The following is an 18,373-nucleotide window of genomic DNA, read 5'->3' on the forward strand; positions in this document are numbered from 1 at the left end:
GTTTTAATTAGTGCAAATATGAGAAAAGCTTATGAGTAAACCGCAAAAAGAAAGAAATATATCACAAATCATAAATTGGAGTTTTTGTGTTAACGTTAAGTAAAATACAATCGATTATTTATGATTTCGAGCACTTTTCACTACATTTGCAACCATTTTTAAAGATTTTATGAAAAACGCGATTCAAGTTGGATTTTGGGAGAAATTGGCCCGAATTATACTTAAGAACAGAATAACAATTCTAGTTGTCCTATCAGCTTTAACGATTTTCCTTGGTTTTCAATGGAAAAACCTAGCTATGACTTATACCGAAGCAAACTTGCTTCCTAAAGATCATATTGCGAATAAAGAATACCAAAAATTCTTGGATAAGTTTGGTGAAGAAGGAAACCTTGTCGTTATTGGTTTTAAAGATCCTAAATTCTTTACGCCAAAAAATTATGCGGCGTGGAATGAATTGATGACAGGTTTAAAAAAATCTAAAGAAGTTGATTTGGTAGTTTCCTTAAATGATTTAAAAAAGCTTGAAAAAGATACGGTTAACGAAAAATTTGTTTTAACGCCTTTTATCGATCAAAGCAAAGTTTTAGATCCAGCTTATTTAAAAAGTGTTCAATACGATTTGTTTCATAATTTACCTTTTTACGAAGGACTTTTATTTAATAAAGAAAGTGGCAGCGTTCGTTCTGCAATTTACATCAATAAAAAACTGGTAAATACCGCAGAAAGAAAGACTTTTATTCTTGAAAATTTAGTTCCGAAAATCGATAAATTCGAAAAAACAACTGGAATTGACCTTAAGGTTTCAGGAATGCCATACATCAGAACGATCAATGCTGCCGATATGAAAGGCGAAATCGGATTGTTCATCGGTGCGGCTTTATTTACCGTTTCTTTGATTTTCTTTTTCTTTTTCCGTTCGTTTAGAGCGACATTCATTTCAATTTGTATTTTAATCGTTGGTGTAATCTGGTCGTTTGGAACGCTTGGGTTATTTGGTTATAAAATCACAATTTTAACTGCGATTATTCCGCCGTTAATTATTGTAATCGGAATTACAAACTGTATTTTCTTGATCAATAAATACCAGCAGGAAATTAAATTACACAATAATCAAGCAAAAGCATTACAACGCGTTATTTCAAAAATTGGGGTTTCTACTTTAATGACGAATTTAACAACAGCGATTGGTTTTGCTACGTTTATGATTACTGGAAACGATTTACTTTTTGAATTTGGTTTAGTAACTTCAATCAATGTAATATCTGTTTATTTATTGACGCTTTTTATTGTGCCAATTGTATACAGTTTTATGCCATTGCCAAATGAAAAACATTTATACCATTTGACTAAAACCTACATTTCGACTTTGCTGAATGTTGTAGAAGATTTAGTGAGAACAAAACGTAAATATGTTTATATCATTTATGGCTTGCTTTTGGTTTTTAGTGTAATCGGTGTTTCTCAAATGAAAGTTTCAGGAAGTTTGATTGGTGAAATGCCAAAAAGCGCTTCTTTCTTTAAAGACATTTTATTTTACGAAAAAGAGTTTAATGGTGTGATGCCATTAGAAATTATGATTGACACCAAAAAGAAAAAAGGTGTTATGAAAGCTTCGACTATTCGTAAAATGGACGAATTGCAAAATACAATTTCTGAGATTCCAGAATTGGCAAAACCAGTTTCAATTGTAAATTTGGTTAAATATTCTAAACAGGCTTTCTACAATGGAAATCCTGAATATTATCAACTGCCGACTTCGCAGGAGCAGACTTTTATTTTGAGTTATGCTAAAAATGCAACTAAAAACAGTAAAGAAAATTTAATGAAAGCTTACGTTGATTCGACTGGCCAATATGCGCGAATCACAACTTTCATGAAGGATATCGGAACGGATGAAATGGCGAAAGTCGAGAAAAAATTACATTCTAAAATTGATGAAATTTTCCCAAAAGATCGTTACGAAGTTACTGTTACCGGAAAAGCATTGGTTTTCCAAAAAGGAACTTCTTATCTGGTTGAAAACTTAATCGAATCCTTAATTTTTGCAATTTTAACGATCGCGGTTTTAATTTTGTATTTATTCCGTTCGTTCAAAATGGTAATGGCTTCGGTAATTACAAATGTTTTGCCACTTTGTATTACGTCTGGACTAATGGGTTATTTGGGAATTCCGTTAAAGCCGTCTACGATTTTAGTATTTAGTATCGCCTTCGGAATCTCGGTTGATAACGCAATTCAGTTTATGGCGAAGTATCGTCATGACTTGCTTCAAAGTAATGGAAAAGTAAAAAAATCAGTTTTTAGTGCTTTAAGAGAAACTGGAATCAGCACATTCTATACCTCTGTAGTTTTAATTCTAGGTTTTGCAACTTTTACCTTATCAAGCTTTAGCGGAACCATTGCACTTGGAGGATTGATTTCTTGTACGCTGGCTTTTGCAATGTTTGCTAATTTAGTTGTATTGCCTTCGCTGGTTTTGACTTTTGAAAAGAAGAAAACTAAGAAAGAGGAATTGGAGAGTTTAGAGAAGTAATTTTTTTTGACACGAATTTCACAAATTGACACGAATTACAATGTTAAAAAAAAGAATTACAGCAATTGCATTTCTTCTTTTATATAGCAGCAATTGTTTAGCCGAAGGACAATATGGATTAGCGCGATTTGTAACGTTCATCCATATCATATTTCTTTTTTTGTCAATTTTTATTTATACAATGATTGGAGGAATTATAATAAAATTCATTTTACAAAAATCTAATCTTTTGGTAAAAAACCAAACTCGTAATGCATTTGCCATTTCATTATTAATAGCAATTTTAGCAACAATGTTTTTTGGAGACGGTTTTATCTCTTAGTTATGGAATAACACTTAATCTCAGAATCGTTTGTCATTTCCATGCCGAAGCCTTTGGATCAAAATGACAAAGATGAGAAACAAAAAGTTCTTTTAAAAACGACTGCCCTAGCCCTGATCGAAGCGGCATCCTTTCTGTTTTTTCTTTAAAAACAGAAAGATACAGCGAAGAGCAGGAAACAGCTTCAAAAATTAATTATTATCGTTTATATTTGCAATTCGATATAAAAAACACTGGTTTTATTTTGATCTAAAATCAGCAATCTATAAATCTAAAATTAAAATGAGACACACAAAGGTTAAAGACTTATTAAACAGTACTACGACGCTTCAGGAGGTTAATGCAAAAGGATGGGTGAGAACTTTTAGAAATAATCAGTTCATCGCGCTTAATGACGGTTCTACCATTAATAATATACAATGTGTTGTTGATTTTGAAAATACACCAGAAGAGATTTTAAAAAGAATCACAACTGGAGCTGCGGTTTCTGTAATTGGAACTTTGGTCGAAAGTAAAGGTGCAGGTCAGAAATACGAAATTCAGGTTTCTAAATTGGAAATCCTTGGAGATTCTGATGCGGAGAAATTCCCAATGCAGCCTAAAAAACACTCTTTGGAGTTTTTACGCGAAAATGCACACTTACGTGTACGTACAAATGCTTTTGGAGCAATTATGCGTGTGCGTTCGGTATTGTCTTATGCAGTTCACAAATATTTTCAAGATAAAGGTTTTGTGTATGTAAACACGCCAATTATTACTGGTGCTGATGCTGAGGGTGCTGGAGAAATGTTTCAGGTAACTTCTCTGCCTTTGGATAATCTTCCAAAAAACGAAGAAGGAAACATTGATTTCAAAAAAGATTTCTTCGGAAAACATACGAACTTAACGGTTTCGGGACAATTAGAAGGCGAAACTTTCGCAATGGCTTTGGGTCAGATTTATACTTTTGGACCAACGTTTAGAGCAGAAAATTCAAACACTTCTCGTCACTTGGCTGAGTTTTGGATGATTGAGCCAGAAGTTGCTTTCAACGATCTTGATGACAACATGGATTTGGCTGAAGATTTTATTCAGTACGTAATCAAATATGCTTTAGACAACTGTAAAGACGATTTGAAATTCTTAGAAGGAAGACTTTTAGAAGAAGAAAAATCAAAACCACAGGCTGAAAGAAGCGAAATGAGTTTGTTGGAAAAACTAAACTTCGTTTTAGAAAACAACTTCAAACGTGTTTCTTATACTGAGGCAATTGATATTTTAAGAGATTCAACTCCAAATAAAAAGAAAAAATTCAGCTACTTAATTAACGAATGGGGAGCTGATTTACAATCTGAACACGAGCGTTACTTGGTTGAAAAACACTTTAAATGCCCTGTAATTTTATACGATTACCCAGCAAATATTAAAGCGTTTTACATGCGTTTGAACGACAACACAGAACCAGGAAGAGAAACAGTTCGTGCAATGGATATTCTTTTCCCTGGAATTGGAGAAATCGTTGGAGGTTCTGAAAGAGAAGAGCGTTACGATGTTTTGGTTGAAAAAATGAAAGCTTTAAACATCGACGAAGAAGAATTATACTGGTATTTAGACACCAGAAGATTTGGTTCTGCCACTCACGCAGGTTTCGGATTAGGATTTGAGCGTTTGGTATTGTTTGTAACAGGAATGACAAATATTAGAGACGTAATTCCTTTCCCAAGAACTCCTGGTAGTGCGGAATTTTAATAGAAGTTATGAGTTATTTGTTATGAGTTAGGAGTTAAATCTTGACTCATAATCATTTAAGAGAAATATTAAAATGTTTTAAGTTATAGGCTACGGGTACGACAACTCCTAACTTTTAACTCAAAACTCTTAACCCAAAATATGCTAAAGCAATTTTTAAATTTAAAATTATCCCAAAAATTATCTCCACAGCAAATTCAGCTGATGAAGTTAATTCAATTGCCTACGCAAGCTTTTGAACAGCGTTTATTAGAAGAAATGAACGAAAATCCGGCTTTGGAAGCTGGAAAAGAAGATGAATACGAAGCAGATGAATTTGCCAATGAAGACTACGACGATTATGATGATGCAGAATCTGACAGAATCGAAGCAGACGATATTAACATTGACGAATACTTAAGCGACGACGATACGCCAGATTACAAAACGCAAGTAAACAATTACAGTGAAGACGAGGAACGCGAAACACCTTTTGCTTCGCCAATTAGTTTTCATCAGGATTTAATCAATCAGCTGAATACTTTTATTTTAAACGACGAAGAACGCGAAATCGCCGAATTCCTTGTTGGAAGTATTGATGATATGGGTTACATCCGCAGAAGCGTTCCAGATATTGTAGACGACATGGCTTTTACTCAGGGAATTTATACTGATGAAGCAATGGTCGAAAAAATGATGACCGTGATTCACGAATTAGAACCTTCTGGAGTTGGCGCACGAGATTTACAGGAATGTTTACTGCTTCAGTTAAAACACAAAACACCAACTGAATATGTTGATCTAGCGATCGATATTATCGAAAATCAGTTTGATGCTTTTACGAAAAAACATTACGATAAACTACTACAGAAATACAGCGTTTCTAACGAACAGCTTAAAAAAGCAATTCACGAAATTGAAAGACTAAACCCTAAACCAGGTGGATCTTACACTGGAAACAATAAAGTAACTGAAAATGTGGTTCCTGATTTCGCGATCAGAATTGTTGATGGCGAACTTGAATTGACTTTAAACGGGAGAAATGCTCCTTCCCTGCATGTTTCTAAGGATTATCAGGAAATGATGCAGACGTATAAAGATTCTCGTGATAAATCATCGGCTCAAAAAGATGCTGTTCAATTTATCAAACAAAAACTAGATTCTGCAAAATGGTTTATCGATGCGATTAGACAGCGTCAGGAAACACTATTTGTAACGATGAATGCAATTATGCATTATCAGGAAGAATATTTCTTAGATGGTGACGAAACCAAACTAAAACCAATGATCTTGAAAGATATTGCGGATATGGTTGGTTTGGATATTTCGACAATTTCGCGTGTAGCGAACAGTAAATATGTTGAAACACCATACGGAACAAAACTAATCAAAGAATTTTTCTCTGAAGCGATGAAAAATGATCAAGGTGAAGATGTTTCGACTTTGGAAATCAAAAAAATTCTGAAGAATACAATCGAAGAAGAAGACAAAAAGAAACCGCTTCCAGACGATCAATTGGCGGAAATCTTGAAAGAAAAAGGATATCCCATTGCAAGAAGAACGATTGCAAAATATCGTGAGCAGCTTGATATTCCGGTTGCGAGAATGAGAAAGAAAATTTAGGTTTTCTTTTTTCCACCATTAAGACATTAAGAAAAATTAAGTTTTATAACGAATAGCAAGCCTAACAGGTTTTAAAACCTGTTAGGTTTTTTGTTTATTATTTCAAATGATGTTGTATTCGGTATTCCGTCAGGAATATTTGATAGGTCTAAAAAAATTAATGTGATAAATTGTATTCAGTAGGACACCTGTTTTCGGAATTAACCTCAACAATAATTTATCCTATAATCAAACGTTCCTATGGAACGTAAACTCACCCAGATCAAATTATAATCTACCGATGAAACATTCCTACGGAATGAAATATTACTATTTCTTTAAAGCAGCAAACCCGACAGGTTTTATCAATTAACCAAAAATAATATCCCTATATTGTTTATATTCCGTAGGAATATTTCATCGGTAGCAAAAAAAACAATGTATTGCATTGTGTCCCGTAGGGACACCTGTTTTTACGAAATTAACCTCAATAATAATTTGTTCTCTAACCAAACGTTCCTATGGAACGTAAACTCATCCAGATCAAATTATATCTACCGACGAGACATTCCTACGGAATGAAATATTACTATTTCTTTAAAGCAGCAAACCCGACAGGTTTTATCAATTAACCAAAAATAATATCCCTATATTGTTTATATTCCGTAGGAATATTTCATCGGTAGCAAAAAAAACAATGTATTGCATTGTGTCCTGTAGGGACACCTGTTTTTACGAAATTAACCTCAATAATAATTTGTTCTCTAATCAAACGTTCCTATGGAACGTAAACTCATCCAAATCAAATTATAATCTACCGACGAGACATTCCTACGGAATGATATATTGCTGTTTCTTTAAAACACGAAACCCGACAGGTTTTAAAAATCTGTCGGGTTTAGTAACGTCTCTAGAACGCTAAATTATTTATATTGATCTGGTAATATCTTTACAGTAAATAAAAATGCTTTCTTTTTATCATTGTAACTATAAACCAACGTATAATCATTATCTCTAAAAACCTTTAGTCCAGGATTTGCTTTTGCAGTACTTACGAGACTTTTTTCAATTTCTTCCTGAATTACATTGACTTCTGCGGTTTCTTTTACCACATTCATTAATGTTAAATTGTACTGCACGATTCTCTCTTCCGGTAAAGTCACACTATCTAGGCGAATTCCTTGCTGAATTGTCAGCGGGCAATTCTTATTGTATTTTTCAACTAATTCCTTTACTTCGGTATTTACTTCATCAGCATTTTCAGAAAGATAAAATTGAAAAAAAGCTGCAGCGGCCAAAGCAACACCAATTATAATTAATAATAAAAGATTCTGTTTTCTCATAATTTCTTTTCTCGAATTGCTAAGTAAATATTAAATGGAATTAATTATTTTTCCTCGTTTTTCTTCATTGCATTAAAATACGCTGCACGGCTAAGTGGCTCGTATTCTTCAGTTTCACCCAGCATAACCAATTTATCATTATCTGTTTTTCTAAAACTATAATTAGCCAAATTTCCAGTTCTGGTACAAACTGCATGCACTTTGGTTACATACTCAGCTGTTGCCATAAGTCCCGGCATTGGTCCAAACGGATTTCCTTTAAAATCCATATCAAGTCCGGCAACAATTACACGAATTCCCTGATTGGCTAAATCATTACAAACCGTGATAATTTCATCATCAAAAAACTGAGCCTCGTCAATACCAATCACATCGCAACCTTGCGCCAAAATTAAAATATTGGCCGCTGCGGGAACTGGAGTGGAACGAATTTCATTAGCGTCGTGCGACACTACCATTTCGTCATGATAACGGGTATCGATTGCGGGTTTGAAAATTTCGACTTTTTGCTTGGCAAATTGAGCACGTTTTAATCTGCGGATTAATTCCTCGGTTTTACCCGAAAACATTGATCCACAAATAACTTCAATCCAACCAAATTGTTCTTTGTGATTTACTGTATTTTCGAGAAACATTTTGTATTTTTCTGCCTTTAAAAATGAATAGTTTTTATTACTTTGTACTGGTAATAAATCGACGTAAAAATGTGCTGTTTTACATTTTTTCAAAAGTAGAAAATTTTTATCAAATCGGAGATTAGCTAACGCTTATTAACAGAAATAAAAAAATATCTTTTGGATTTCTTTCAGAATAAAGACATTCAGACATTAAATACACTAAAATACCTTATTCACTATAATTTCAACAGTTATGAAAAAAAAATTGGAAGCCGATTTAATCAGCATTGCACATCGAATTTTGAAACTTAAAAACAAGTCCGATATCAATCAATTGTATCTTGAAACTCAGAAATTATATGAGAAATTAGCGGTATTAAAGTTTGTAGAAGAAAATTTTGATGCTTCAAAACCAACAATCGGACAAAATGATATTACTTCAGAATTAGAAACAATTTTTGATAAAGAGGAAATAACTCCCGCTGCCGTTCAAATAGAAACTCCTGCCGCAATCATTGAACTTGAGGAATCTTACGAACCAGAAGTTAAAGAAGAAATCACTGCTCAAATTCCTGAACCGATTACAGAAGAAACTGAAGAACCAATAGCTGCAGAAGTTACTGAACCAATAATTGAGGAAACACCAGAGCCAATTGCTGCTGAAATTATTGAACCTGAAGTAGAAAAAACTGAGGAAGCAGTTGTTTCAGAAATTATTGAAGTGGAAGCAGAAAAAGAAAGTGAAAAGATAGAAGAACCAAAGGAGAATATCGAAGAATTTTCATTTACAACCGTAAACGATTTAAAACCAATTCCAGATTTCATACCTGCTTTCGAATTAGAAACTGAAGAAATAAAAGAGAAAGTTAAAGAAGAACCAAAAACAGAAACTTCTCCAATACCTACCATTTTATTTGAAGATTTTGGAGTGAATTATGCCGATGCCCAATTTGTAAAAGTTGATAGTTTTGAGGCTGTTCCTCCAGCTAAAACTCCTTCAATTAATGATTTTAAAGAAGAGAAAAAAGTTGAAACTGCGGTTCTTGAAACTCCTGCACAGCCAAAAGCGGTTAGTTTAAATGAAAAACTGGCAAGAGGTTTTCATATTGATCTGAACGATCGAATTGCATTTACTAAAAATCTTTTCGGCAACAGCACAGAAGATTACAGCCGTGTTTTAAACCAATTAATGACTTTTGATTCTTATGATGAAGCAAAAGAATTTATTGAAAACATGGTAAAACCAGATTATAACAATTGGGAAGGAAAAGATGATTACGCGGAACGTTTCCTTGGAATTGTGGAGAAGAAATTCGCTTAAAGACATTTTCACATCTCACATTTTACATTTCACGAATAAACAATTATGTCAAAATTATATATCGTTCCAACGCCAATTGGCAATCTTGAGGACATGACTTTTAGGGCCATTCGGGTTTTAAAAGAAGTCGATTTGATTTTGGCGGAGGACACCCGAACAAGCGGTAAACTCTTAAAGCATTTTGAAATTGGCACGCACATGCACAGCCATCATATGCATAACGAGCACAAAACAACCGAAAATTTAATTGCCCGTTTGAAAGCTGGCGAAAAGATTGCTTTGATTTCTGACGCTGGAACTCCAGCAATTTCAGACCCTGGATTTTTATTGACCCGAGCTTGTGTCGAAAATAAAATTGAAGTTGAATGCCTTCCTGGCGCAACTGCCTTCGTGCCCGCTCTTGTAAACAGCGGACTCCCAAATGACAAATTTGTTTTTGAAGGTTTTCTGCCCGATAAAAAAGGACGTCAGACTCGTTTTTTGGCTTTAGCCGAAGAAACCCGAACAATGATTTTATACGTTTCGCCGCATAAACTCGTTAAAACTTTAGCCGAATTTGTACAATATTTTGGAGAAGACAGACAAGTCTGCGTTTCGCGAGAATTATCAAAACTTCACGAAGAAAATGTCCGCGGAACCGCAAAAGAAGTTTTAGCGCATTTTGAGAAAACAGCACCGCGTGGCGAAATCGTCGTTGTCGTTGCCGGAAAAACAATAACAAAAGAACCTAAGAAAAGTAAGTTTTCTAAGGATGAAGAATAATTCTATTTATAATCCAAACAATGCCCTTAATTAATGAAAAAGTTAATCTCTATAATTATCTGCATTACGTTATTTAGTTGTAATAATTCAGAAAATAGTTCAAACGAAGAAAAGGCCTTATTGGATAAAATTTCCCAACTTGAAAATGAGAATAAAAGCCTAAAAGATTCATTATCAAAAAATGAACGTGATTTTTTAAATTCTCAAATGTTAATCGGAGTTCCTGATGTCGAAACTATTAAAGTTGGAAAAAAGAACAATATTGTAATGCTATTTCATACATCCGATAAAAAATTACCTAAATATGAAATTTATAAGATTGAAGGAGATAAAAAAATTAAAATTGGAGAAAACAATCAAACAAAATTTAATTACAATTTTATCCCAAAATCAATTGACGATAATAAAATACATTTGCTAGTAAAAATACCATATCAGGGAAAAACAATTATTTTACAAAATGCAATGTCCTTTAATGTAAAAAAATAAAATCATGAGCATACAAGCCTTTTTAGAAAAAGTAAAACAAACTCCAACTCACATCACATTCCCAGAAACCATTGCAGTAATTGAGGAAAATTACAATTTTACCCCAACCGCTTTTCAAAACGGAACACAGCATAATGCTGCCGGCGAAAATTCAGGTTCTTGTAAATTATTTTCTTTCGCGAAGTTGCAAAATTTGAACAAAGAAGAAACTTTAGCGTGTTTTGGAGCTTTTTATTTTGAAGAAGTTCTTGGAGATCCAAACGGGACAAATCACCAGAACATTAGAAATTTCATCAACTTAGGCTGGGACGGAATTCAGTTTGAAGGAAATGCTTTAGAAGCAAAATAATTATCTAAGATTTTTGATTAACGATTTTTGATTTCAGAAATCAACAATCTAAAATCTACACTCTAAAATCTAAAATCAACCCATGCGTTGGACCTTAAAACCAAAACCCTCTGAAGATAAAATCAAACATTTGGCGCAAGCCCTAAATGTAGAAGATTTTGTAGCAACACTTTTGATTCAGCGTGGTATTGAAACTTTTGAAGATGCGAAGAACTTCTTTCGCCCGTCTTTAGAACATTTGCATGATCCGTACTTGATGAAAGATATGGACAAAGCTGTTGCTCGAATCGAAGCGGCAATTGAAAATCAAGAAAATATTCTGGTTTTTGGCGATTATGATGTTGACGGAACAACAGCAGTTTCTTTGGTTTCTTCTTACTTAAAATCACACTATCCAAATATTGCCACTTATATTCCGGATCGTTATAACGAAGGTTACGGCATCTCATATAAAGGAATTGATTATGCAGACGATAATGGCATTTCCTTAATTATTGCGCTTGACTGCGGCATCAAATCAATCGACCATATCGCTTACGCAAAAGCAAAAAATATTGATTTCATTGTCTGCGATCACCACCGTCCTGGAGAATTTCTCCCAGATGCTGTTGCAGTTCTTGATCCAAAAAGAGAAGACTGCTCCTACCCTTATGATGAATTATGCGGCTGCGGCGTTGGTTTTAAGTTGATTCAGGCTTTAGGTCAAAACCGAAATGAAACTATCGAAGATTTAGTTCCTTATCTGGATTTGGTTGCTACGGCAATTGCGGCAGATATTGTACCAATTACTGGAGAAAATCGTGTTTTGGCTTATTTCGGATTGAAAGTTATTAATAGCGAACCAAGACCTGGAATTAAAGCTTTGGTTCATCAGGTAAAAAAGAAAGTTCTCGATATTACAGATGTTGTTTTTATTATTTCACCGAGAATTAATGCCGCAGGAAGAATCAAACACGGAAATCATGCGGTTGAATTATTAACTGAATTTGATTTTGAACAAGCACAGCAATTCGCTTCAGAAATTGAACAGTACAACGCAGACCGAAAAGATTTAGATAAAAAAATTACCAAAGAAGCTTTTCAGCAAATTTTAGAAAACAATGAAGAAGAACGTTTTTCTACCGTTGTTTTTCAAGAAGACTGGCACAAAGGTGTGATCGGGATCGTAGCTTCAAGATTAATTGAAACTTATTATCGACCGACTTTAGTTTTTACCAAAAGCGGTGACAAATATGCTGCTTCTGCCCGATCTGTAAAAGGTTTTGATGTGTATAATGCGCTTGATGCTTGTTCCGAGCACTTAGAACAATTTGGAGGTCATATGTATGCAGCTGGAATGACTTTAAAAGCCGAAAATTATCAGCTTTTTAAAGAGGCTTTTGAGAAATGTGTGCAAGAAACCATTCAACCCGAAATGCGCACTCCAGAAATTGAAATTGATGCAGAGATAAACTTCTCAGACATCACTCCAAAATTGATTCGAATTTTAAAACAATTTGAACCTTTTGGCCCTCAAAATATGACTCCAGTTTTTATGACTTCTGATGTAAAAGATACGGGGTATGCCAAAACGCTGGGTGCTGAAGAAGAACATTTAAGACTTTTTGTCAAACAATCCCGAGGTCTCGGGACCGACGGAATAGCCGCAATTGGCTTTGGACTGGGAAAAAAACTCAATATTGTACAAAATCAAAATCTGTTTCAATTGGCATACTGTATTGCCGAAAATGAATGGAACGGAAATATTTCAACACAGCTTATGCTGAAAGACATTAGAACAAATGGAAGAGATTAAATCCAATAAGCCAGATCCGTATCAGGCATTGCGTTATAAAGAATTCAATGTATTTTTATTATTGCGTTTTGCGATGGTTTTTGCTTGGTCTATGCAGTTTATTATAATCGAATGGGAAGTTTACAGCTTGACTAAAAATCCGCTTTCGTTAGGAATTATTGGTTTAATGGAAGTTATTCCTGCGGTTTCGATGGCTTTATTTGCTGGTCATATTGTCGACCAAAGAGAGAAAAAAGGTTTATTGGTAAAATGTATTTTAGGTTTTTCAGTAATCAGCTTTGGACTGTTTTTGCTGACTTGGCCTAAAATTGTTGGCGCCTGGTCTTCAACTGTAATTCTGTATTCCATTTATGCATTAGTGTTTTTTGGAGGTTTAGTACGTGCGTTTCTAGGGCCAACTATTTTCTCACTTTTATCTCTTATTATTCCTAAAAAAGTATATCCAAATGCTGCAACTTGGAGTAGTTCAGTTTGGCAGATTGGTGCTGTAATGGGACCTGCATTAGCAGGATTTTCAATTAATTGGATTGGCGTTCACTGGTCAATGTGTTTGGTATTCGGTTTCTCTATTCTTTCTTTAATTGCTTTATCACAAATCAGTGCAAAACCAATCATAAATCCGAAGATTGGAGAATCAATCAAAGATAGTTTAACCGAAGGCTTGACTTTTGTGTTCAGAAACCAAGTTGTTTTAGGCGCTTTATCATTAGACATGATTGCTGTGCTTTTTGGAGGAGCAGTTGCACTATTGCCTGTTTTTGCTCAGGACATTTTAAAAGTTGGTGCTGAAGGCTTTGGAATTTTAAGAGCTGCTCCTGCAGTGGGAGCTTTTATTACTATGATTATTTCTGCTTACGTGCCTTTGTATAAAAATGCAGGAAAAAAACTTTTAGCCGCCATATTTGTTTTTGGATTATCGATTATCTTATTTGGTCTTTCTACTTATTTCTGGCTTTCTGTTTTCGCTTTATTTTTAAGCGGTTTGGCCGATGGAATTTCTGTAGTAATCCGCCAAACGATTTTACAGCTTAAAACTCCCGATCATATGCGCGGGCGTGTTGGTGCCGTAAATTCAATTTTTGTTGGATCTTCTAATGAATTAGGCGCTTTTGAAAGTGGTGCAACTGCTAAATTAATGGGAGCTGTAACCTCTGTTGTTTTTGGAGGAAGTGTGACTCTTTTGACTGTTGTGGTAACAGCATTAAAATCGCCGACATTCAGAAATTTAGATCTTCATAAAGATATGGAAGATCATCAAAAGTTGGAATAATACTTACAGAAACATAGAAGTGCTATAAGTTAATTTTCAAATCTATCAACAATCAATTTAAATTATCTTATATCATTTATAGGGCATAATATTTTTCTAGTTTTACGAGCTTTTTATTTAGAATTGATATAAATAATATTTATATTTGTTGACATAAAAGGTTTTACGATGAGAGAAATTGAACAAATATACCATAACAACTTTGGGATAGCTTTTTACTGGAAAGATCATAACACGACAATTTCAGACAAAGTACAATTGGTTTTTAAAGAAACCGGCTTTTATTTTACCATTCAGGAATTAAATCTTTTTTGTGATTTAATTGAAGACAGTATGGTTGAAAATGGCTGTTGTGAAGCTTGTGAAATGAAATATTCCTGCCATAAATTTCTACTTAAAACTCCATGTAATTCTATTGATTTAGCTGTAAATATGACCGAACTAAAATCAATCAAAGATTTGGTTGAAGGTTCTTTATTCAAAATTGAATTGGATGAATATGTTTACGGAGTAGGCATGAACTAAGAAGCATTCTAAATATTTTAACAACATTTGTTCATTATTGAAATATATTTTGATTCAATTCAAAAAAAAGTATATTTACAGCAATGAAAAAAGCTGTATTTCTAATTACCAATATTCTTTTGGCAATCTTATTTGTCAACTGCAACAATAAATCAGAAGAATATATTGACCCGCGCGGAACTGATTACGCAGGTTCTGAAAGCTGCGTTCAATGCCACAAAACGCAGTCGGAAATGGTATTTCACAGTTCGCACTTCAAAGCTACAGCGCCAGCAATACTCGAAAATGTTTCAGGAGATTTCGACTCTAAAAACCATACTTTCATTTATGATAAAGACACCAAATTGGTGATGGAAAAACATGGCGACAGTTTGTACCAGGTTTTGTATAAAAATGGAAAAGAAACAGCCAAATATAAATTCGAAATTGTGTTTGGAACCAAACATGCCCAAACATCAGTTTACTGGAGAAATAATAATACTTACGAATTACCACTTTCTTACTATCATTCTATAAATAAATGGGCTACAAGTCCTGGTTTTCCTGCCGATAAACCTTATTTTGATCGAATGGTAGTAAAAGATTGTTACGCCTGCCATAGTTCTAATATCAGTTCTAGAACAGTTGACCAAAGTTCTGCAGAAAAAAACTTCATGTCGATGGACATTGAAGATGTTATCAATAAAAAAACTATTGTTTACGGAATTGACTGCGAGCGCTGTCACGGACCAGCAAAAAAACATGTGGAATTTCATTTAAAAAATCCAAACGTGAAAGTCGCAAACAGTATTACCAGTTTTAAAACACTGAACCGACAACAAAAACTAGATGCCTGTGCATTATGTCATGCAGGAAATGATGGAATGAAGTTAAAATCCCGTTTTGAATTTAAACCTGGAGATAATTTATCGGCTTTCTTTCGGGAAACCAGAAGTATAAACGACACCGCGCAATTTGATGTTCATGGAAATCAATTCCGATTAATGGCACAGAGCAAATGTTTTATCAACAGCGAAAAAATGGATTGCATTACTTGTCATAATCCGCATGAAAATGCTTCTAAAAACATGACGTCGTATTCTAAAATCTGCATGAGCTGTCATCAAGGTTTAAAACACAACGAAACAACGCTTAAAATCATGCCTAAAAAGTTATTGGCCGACAATTGTGTAGCGTGCCACATGCCTAAGAAAGCTTCAAATGCAATTAGTTTTCAGCTTTCGAACAGTAAACAACTTTCAAATTATATTTTGAGAACACACAAAATTGGAATTTATCCGAGCAATAAGAAGTAATTATTTGTTGAATTCCTTCAATTCAAAAGTTTCGCCGTCAAAAACACCATAAGTAAAATAACCAATCCAGTCGCCCAGATTAACATACTGGGAATCTTCTCCAACGGTACGAATCATTGGCAAATGGCGATGACCGAAAATGAAATAATTATAATGTTTGGTTTCTAGTTTGCGCTTTGCGTACAAGATCAGCCATTCTTTTTCTTCGCCTAAAAACTTAATATCTTCATCTCCAGAAATCAATTTGTTTTTAACCGATAAATATTGTGCTAAACTTACGCCCACATCTGGATGTAGCCAGCGAAAAAGCCATTTTGAAAACGGATTCGTAAATACCTTTTTCATTCTTTTATAACCTTTATCACCAGGACCTTTTCCGTCGCCGTGACCAATTAAAAAGGTTTTTCCGTTAAAAGTAAACTCTTTGTTATCGTGATAAACGGGAATATTCAATTCGGTTTCAAAATAATCATTCATCCATAAATCATGATTTCCAACGAAAAAATAAATCGGGATGCCGCTGTCGCGAATTTCAGCCAGTTTGCCTAAAATGCGTACGAATCCTTTTGGAACCACCGTTTTGTATTCAAACCAAAAATCAAATAAATCACCCAATAAAAAAATCGCTTCTGCATCTTCTTTAACCTCATCAAGCCAAGCCACGAATTTCTTTTCACGTGGCAAACTCAATTCTGGAGTAGGCGCACCAAAATGCTGATCTGAAGCAAAATATATTTTTTTCATTTAATGTGAGATGTGAATTGTGAGATGTGAAATGAAAAGCATTTTACAATTTACTTTTCACATTTCACTTTTAACTTTTAACTTTTTTACAAATTATCCGATGCGTACCATTCTGCGAAAGAAGATTCTGTTTCTTGAAGTTTTAGCGAGAAAAGAGAAATTCCTTTTGGAAGTCTTGCCACAATTCTTTCTGCAAAATCTACCACCATATTTTCACTCGTTGGCTGATAATCTACCAAAATAACGTGATGACCACGATTTTTTAATTCATTAGCCAATTCGATGTGTGGCGTAGTTTGGTTAAAAACAGTCGCATGGTCAAACTGATCGACGATTTCTTCTTTTACAATTTTCTTTAGATCCGAAAAATCAATCACCATTCCGAACTTTACATTCGATCGATCTGTAATTGGCGAACCAATAACAGTTACCGATAATTTATAACTATGCCCGTGAACGTTCTTGCATTTTCCGTCGTAACCGTACAATGCATGTCCAGTTTCGAAACTAAATTGTTTTGTAATTCTGATATTACTCATCGATGTTTAATTTTAAGGATGCAAATTTACGAATTAATAACCGTTTAAATAATAAATTCCAAATAAAGAAAAATTCCAAAATCCATTACGAATTTAATGTAATTGGAATTTGGAATTTTTCTCCACTTGGAATTTCCCTTATCTATTTTTTAAACTGAAGCAAAGCATTTCTGCTAAAATCAGATAAAACTAGTTTACCCGTAATTGCAGCACGTTCGAAAAGAAGCGATTCCCAGTTTTCTGTATTTTCCCAAATAATCTTTTTCATTTCCTGCAAAGCTTCAGGATTGTATGAACTTAATTTTTGAGCAAAACTTTCAACGTCTGCATCAAGATCACGAATATCTTTTAAAACAGAATAAAGTCCTTTTTGAAAAGCCCAATCTGCCGATTTCCATTCATGTGCTGCCAAGGTCATTTCTGTCATTGCTGTTTTCCCTATTTTGCGAGAAACTGCAGGCTCAATTACAAAAGGTCCGATTCCGATTGCCAATTCAGATAATTTAATATCACTTTGCGGAGTCGCAAAAACATAATCGCAGGCAGCAATAATTCCGACACCGCCGCCAACAGCTTTCCCTTGTACACGACCGATTATAATTTTATTGCAATTTCGCATTGCATTTAGCAAATGGGCAAAACCAGAAAAAAATTCAGTTCCCTGCTCTTCATTTTCAACCTTTAAAAGTTCATCAAAAGAAGCGCCTGAACAAAAGGTTTTCTCACCTTCACTTTTTAAAATAATAACCGAAACATTTTCATTTCGGCTTAATGAATTAATTTCGGCGGTAAGCTGATCTAGTAATTGACGCGGAAAAGAATTACTTGCAGGATGACCAAACTGAACCGTTGCAATGGTATTTTGAAAAGAAGTTTCTAAACTTCCATTTAGATTTTCTGAACTCATAAAAAATAGATTTAAACGTAAAGTTACGCTTTTGCAAAATATTTTGTCTGATTGATTTCTAAATTTGTTTTTTGAGAATTATTTGACTTTATTTGTTATGCTTTTGGGGCATTAGCTCATTTGGCTAGAGCGTCCTGATGAAAATCGGGAAGGCGACAGTTCAAATCCGATATTCTTCACAAAACAAAAGGGGGATTAGCTCATTTGGCTAGAGTATCCCGATGAAAATCGGGAAGGTGACAGTTCAAAT

Annotated in this window: 17 protein-coding genes; 12 read left to right on the forward strand and 5 right to left on the reverse strand. The window is 34.2% G+C overall.

Annotated elements, in window-relative coordinates; translation table 11 throughout:
* The first annotated feature begins 169 nt into the window (after window positions 1-169).
* The 4 genes from EDB96_RS19310 (at window position 170) to rpoN (ending at window position 6,188) form a co-directional block, all read left to right on the forward strand.
* Entirely contained in the window at window positions 170-2,536 is a 2,367-nt protein-coding gene (locus EDB96_RS19310; RefSeq protein WP_134142640.1) for an efflux RND transporter permease subunit, read from the forward strand.
* Window positions 2,537-2,576: 40 nt separating this feature from the next.
* Entirely contained in the window at window positions 2,577-2,858 is a 282-nt protein-coding gene (locus EDB96_RS19315; protein ID WP_134142641.1) for a hypothetical protein, read from the forward strand.
* A 282-nt stretch (window positions 2,859-3,140) separates the two neighbouring features.
* Window positions 3,141-4,586 carry an asparagine--tRNA ligase gene (asnS, locus tag EDB96_RS19320; RefSeq protein WP_057115137.1) on the forward strand — a complete coding sequence of 482 codons (1,446 nt, stop codon included), beginning with the start codon at window positions 3,141-3,143 and terminating at the stop codon, window positions 4,584-4,586.
* 141 nt (window positions 4,587-4,727) lie between these two features.
* Window positions 4,728-6,188, forward strand: a complete 1,461-nt coding sequence (gene rpoN / locus EDB96_RS19325; protein WP_134142642.1) for an RNA polymerase factor sigma-54 — start codon at window positions 4,728-4,730, stop codon at window positions 6,186-6,188.
* A 902-nt stretch (window positions 6,189-7,090) separates the two neighbouring features.
* Here rpoN and EDB96_RS19330 read toward each other — a convergent pair.
* Both EDB96_RS19330 and EDB96_RS19335 read right to left on the reverse strand, forming a co-directional pair.
* Complete coding sequence (locus EDB96_RS19330) at window positions 7,091-7,510, reverse strand: hypothetical protein (protein ID WP_134142644.1); 420 nt, start codon at window positions 7,508-7,510, stop codon at window positions 7,091-7,093.
* Between the two features lie 44 nt (window positions 7,511-7,554).
* Window positions 7,555-8,145 (reverse strand): thymidine kinase, encoded by a 591-nt coding sequence (locus EDB96_RS19335; protein ID WP_057115959.1) that lies wholly within the window; start codon window positions 8,143-8,145, stop codon window positions 7,555-7,557.
* 235 nt (window positions 8,146-8,380) lie between these two features.
* On the opposite strand from EDB96_RS19335, the gene EDB96_RS19340 reads away from it, so the two are divergent.
* The 8 genes from EDB96_RS19340 to EDB96_RS19375 all read left to right on the forward strand — a co-directional run bounded on the left by EDB96_RS19340 (window position 8,381) and on the right by EDB96_RS19375 (window position 15,933).
* Window positions 8,381-9,448 (forward strand): hypothetical protein, encoded by a 1,068-nt coding sequence (locus EDB96_RS19340; protein ID WP_134142645.1) that lies wholly within the window; start codon window positions 8,381-8,383, stop codon window positions 9,446-9,448.
* A gap of 45 nt (window positions 9,449-9,493) precedes the next feature.
* A complete protein-coding gene (rsmI, locus tag EDB96_RS19345) occupies window positions 9,494-10,210 on the forward strand; it encodes a 16S rRNA (cytidine(1402)-2'-O)-methyltransferase (RefSeq protein ID WP_134142646.1) in 717 nt (238 codons plus the stop codon).
* Between the two features lie 33 nt (window positions 10,211-10,243).
* A complete protein-coding gene (locus EDB96_RS19350) occupies window positions 10,244-10,699 on the forward strand; it encodes a hypothetical protein (RefSeq protein ID WP_134142647.1) in 456 nt (151 codons plus the stop codon).
* Between the two features lie 4 nt (window positions 10,700-10,703).
* Window positions 10,704-11,048 carry a HopJ type III effector protein gene (locus EDB96_RS19355; protein WP_134142649.1) on the forward strand — a complete coding sequence of 115 codons (345 nt, stop codon included), beginning with the start codon at window positions 10,704-10,706 and terminating at the stop codon, window positions 11,046-11,048.
* Between the two features lie 82 nt (window positions 11,049-11,130).
* Window positions 11,131-12,843, forward strand: a complete 1,713-nt coding sequence (gene recJ / locus EDB96_RS19360; RefSeq protein WP_134142650.1) for a single-stranded-DNA-specific exonuclease RecJ — start codon at window positions 11,131-11,133, stop codon at window positions 12,841-12,843.
* The gene (locus tag EDB96_RS19365; RefSeq protein ID WP_134142651.1) at window positions 12,830-14,113 is read left to right on the forward strand and encodes an MFS transporter; all 1,284 of its coding nucleotides are present in this window, start codon (window positions 12,830-12,832) and stop codon (window positions 14,111-14,113) included. The genes recJ and EDB96_RS19365 overlap by 14 nt, the downstream gene beginning before the upstream one ends.
* A gap of 168 nt (window positions 14,114-14,281) precedes the next feature.
* On the forward strand, window positions 14,282-14,638 hold the full coding sequence (locus EDB96_RS19370; protein ID WP_134142652.1) for a hypothetical protein: 357 nt from the start codon (window positions 14,282-14,284) through the stop codon (window positions 14,636-14,638).
* Between the two features lie 83 nt (window positions 14,639-14,721).
* Complete coding sequence (locus tag EDB96_RS19375) at window positions 14,722-15,933, forward strand: cytochrome c3 family protein (RefSeq protein WP_134142654.1); 1,212 nt, start codon at window positions 14,722-14,724, stop codon at window positions 15,931-15,933.
* On the opposite strand, the gene EDB96_RS19380 is transcribed toward EDB96_RS19375, so the two are convergent.
* From EDB96_RS19380 to EDB96_RS19390, 3 genes are all read right to left on the reverse strand, one after another.
* Window positions 15,934-16,677 (reverse strand): UDP-2,3-diacylglucosamine diphosphatase, encoded by a 744-nt coding sequence (locus tag EDB96_RS19380; protein WP_134142655.1) that lies wholly within the window; start codon window positions 16,675-16,677, stop codon window positions 15,934-15,936.
* An 86-nt stretch (window positions 16,678-16,763) separates the two neighbouring features.
* Entirely contained in the window at window positions 16,764-17,216 is a 453-nt protein-coding gene (locus tag EDB96_RS19385; protein ID WP_035653234.1) for a 6-pyruvoyl trahydropterin synthase family protein, read from the reverse strand.
* A 142-nt stretch (window positions 17,217-17,358) separates the two neighbouring features.
* A complete protein-coding gene (locus tag EDB96_RS19390) occupies window positions 17,359-18,123 on the reverse strand; it encodes an enoyl-CoA hydratase/isomerase family protein (protein ID WP_134142656.1) in 765 nt (254 codons plus the stop codon).
* Between the last annotated feature and the right edge of the window lie 250 nt (window positions 18,124-18,373).

Source organism: Flavobacterium sp. S87F.05.LMB.W.Kidney.N, assembly GCF_004366435.1.
Taxonomy (GTDB): Bacteria; Bacteroidota; Bacteroidia; order Flavobacteriales; family Flavobacteriaceae; genus Flavobacterium.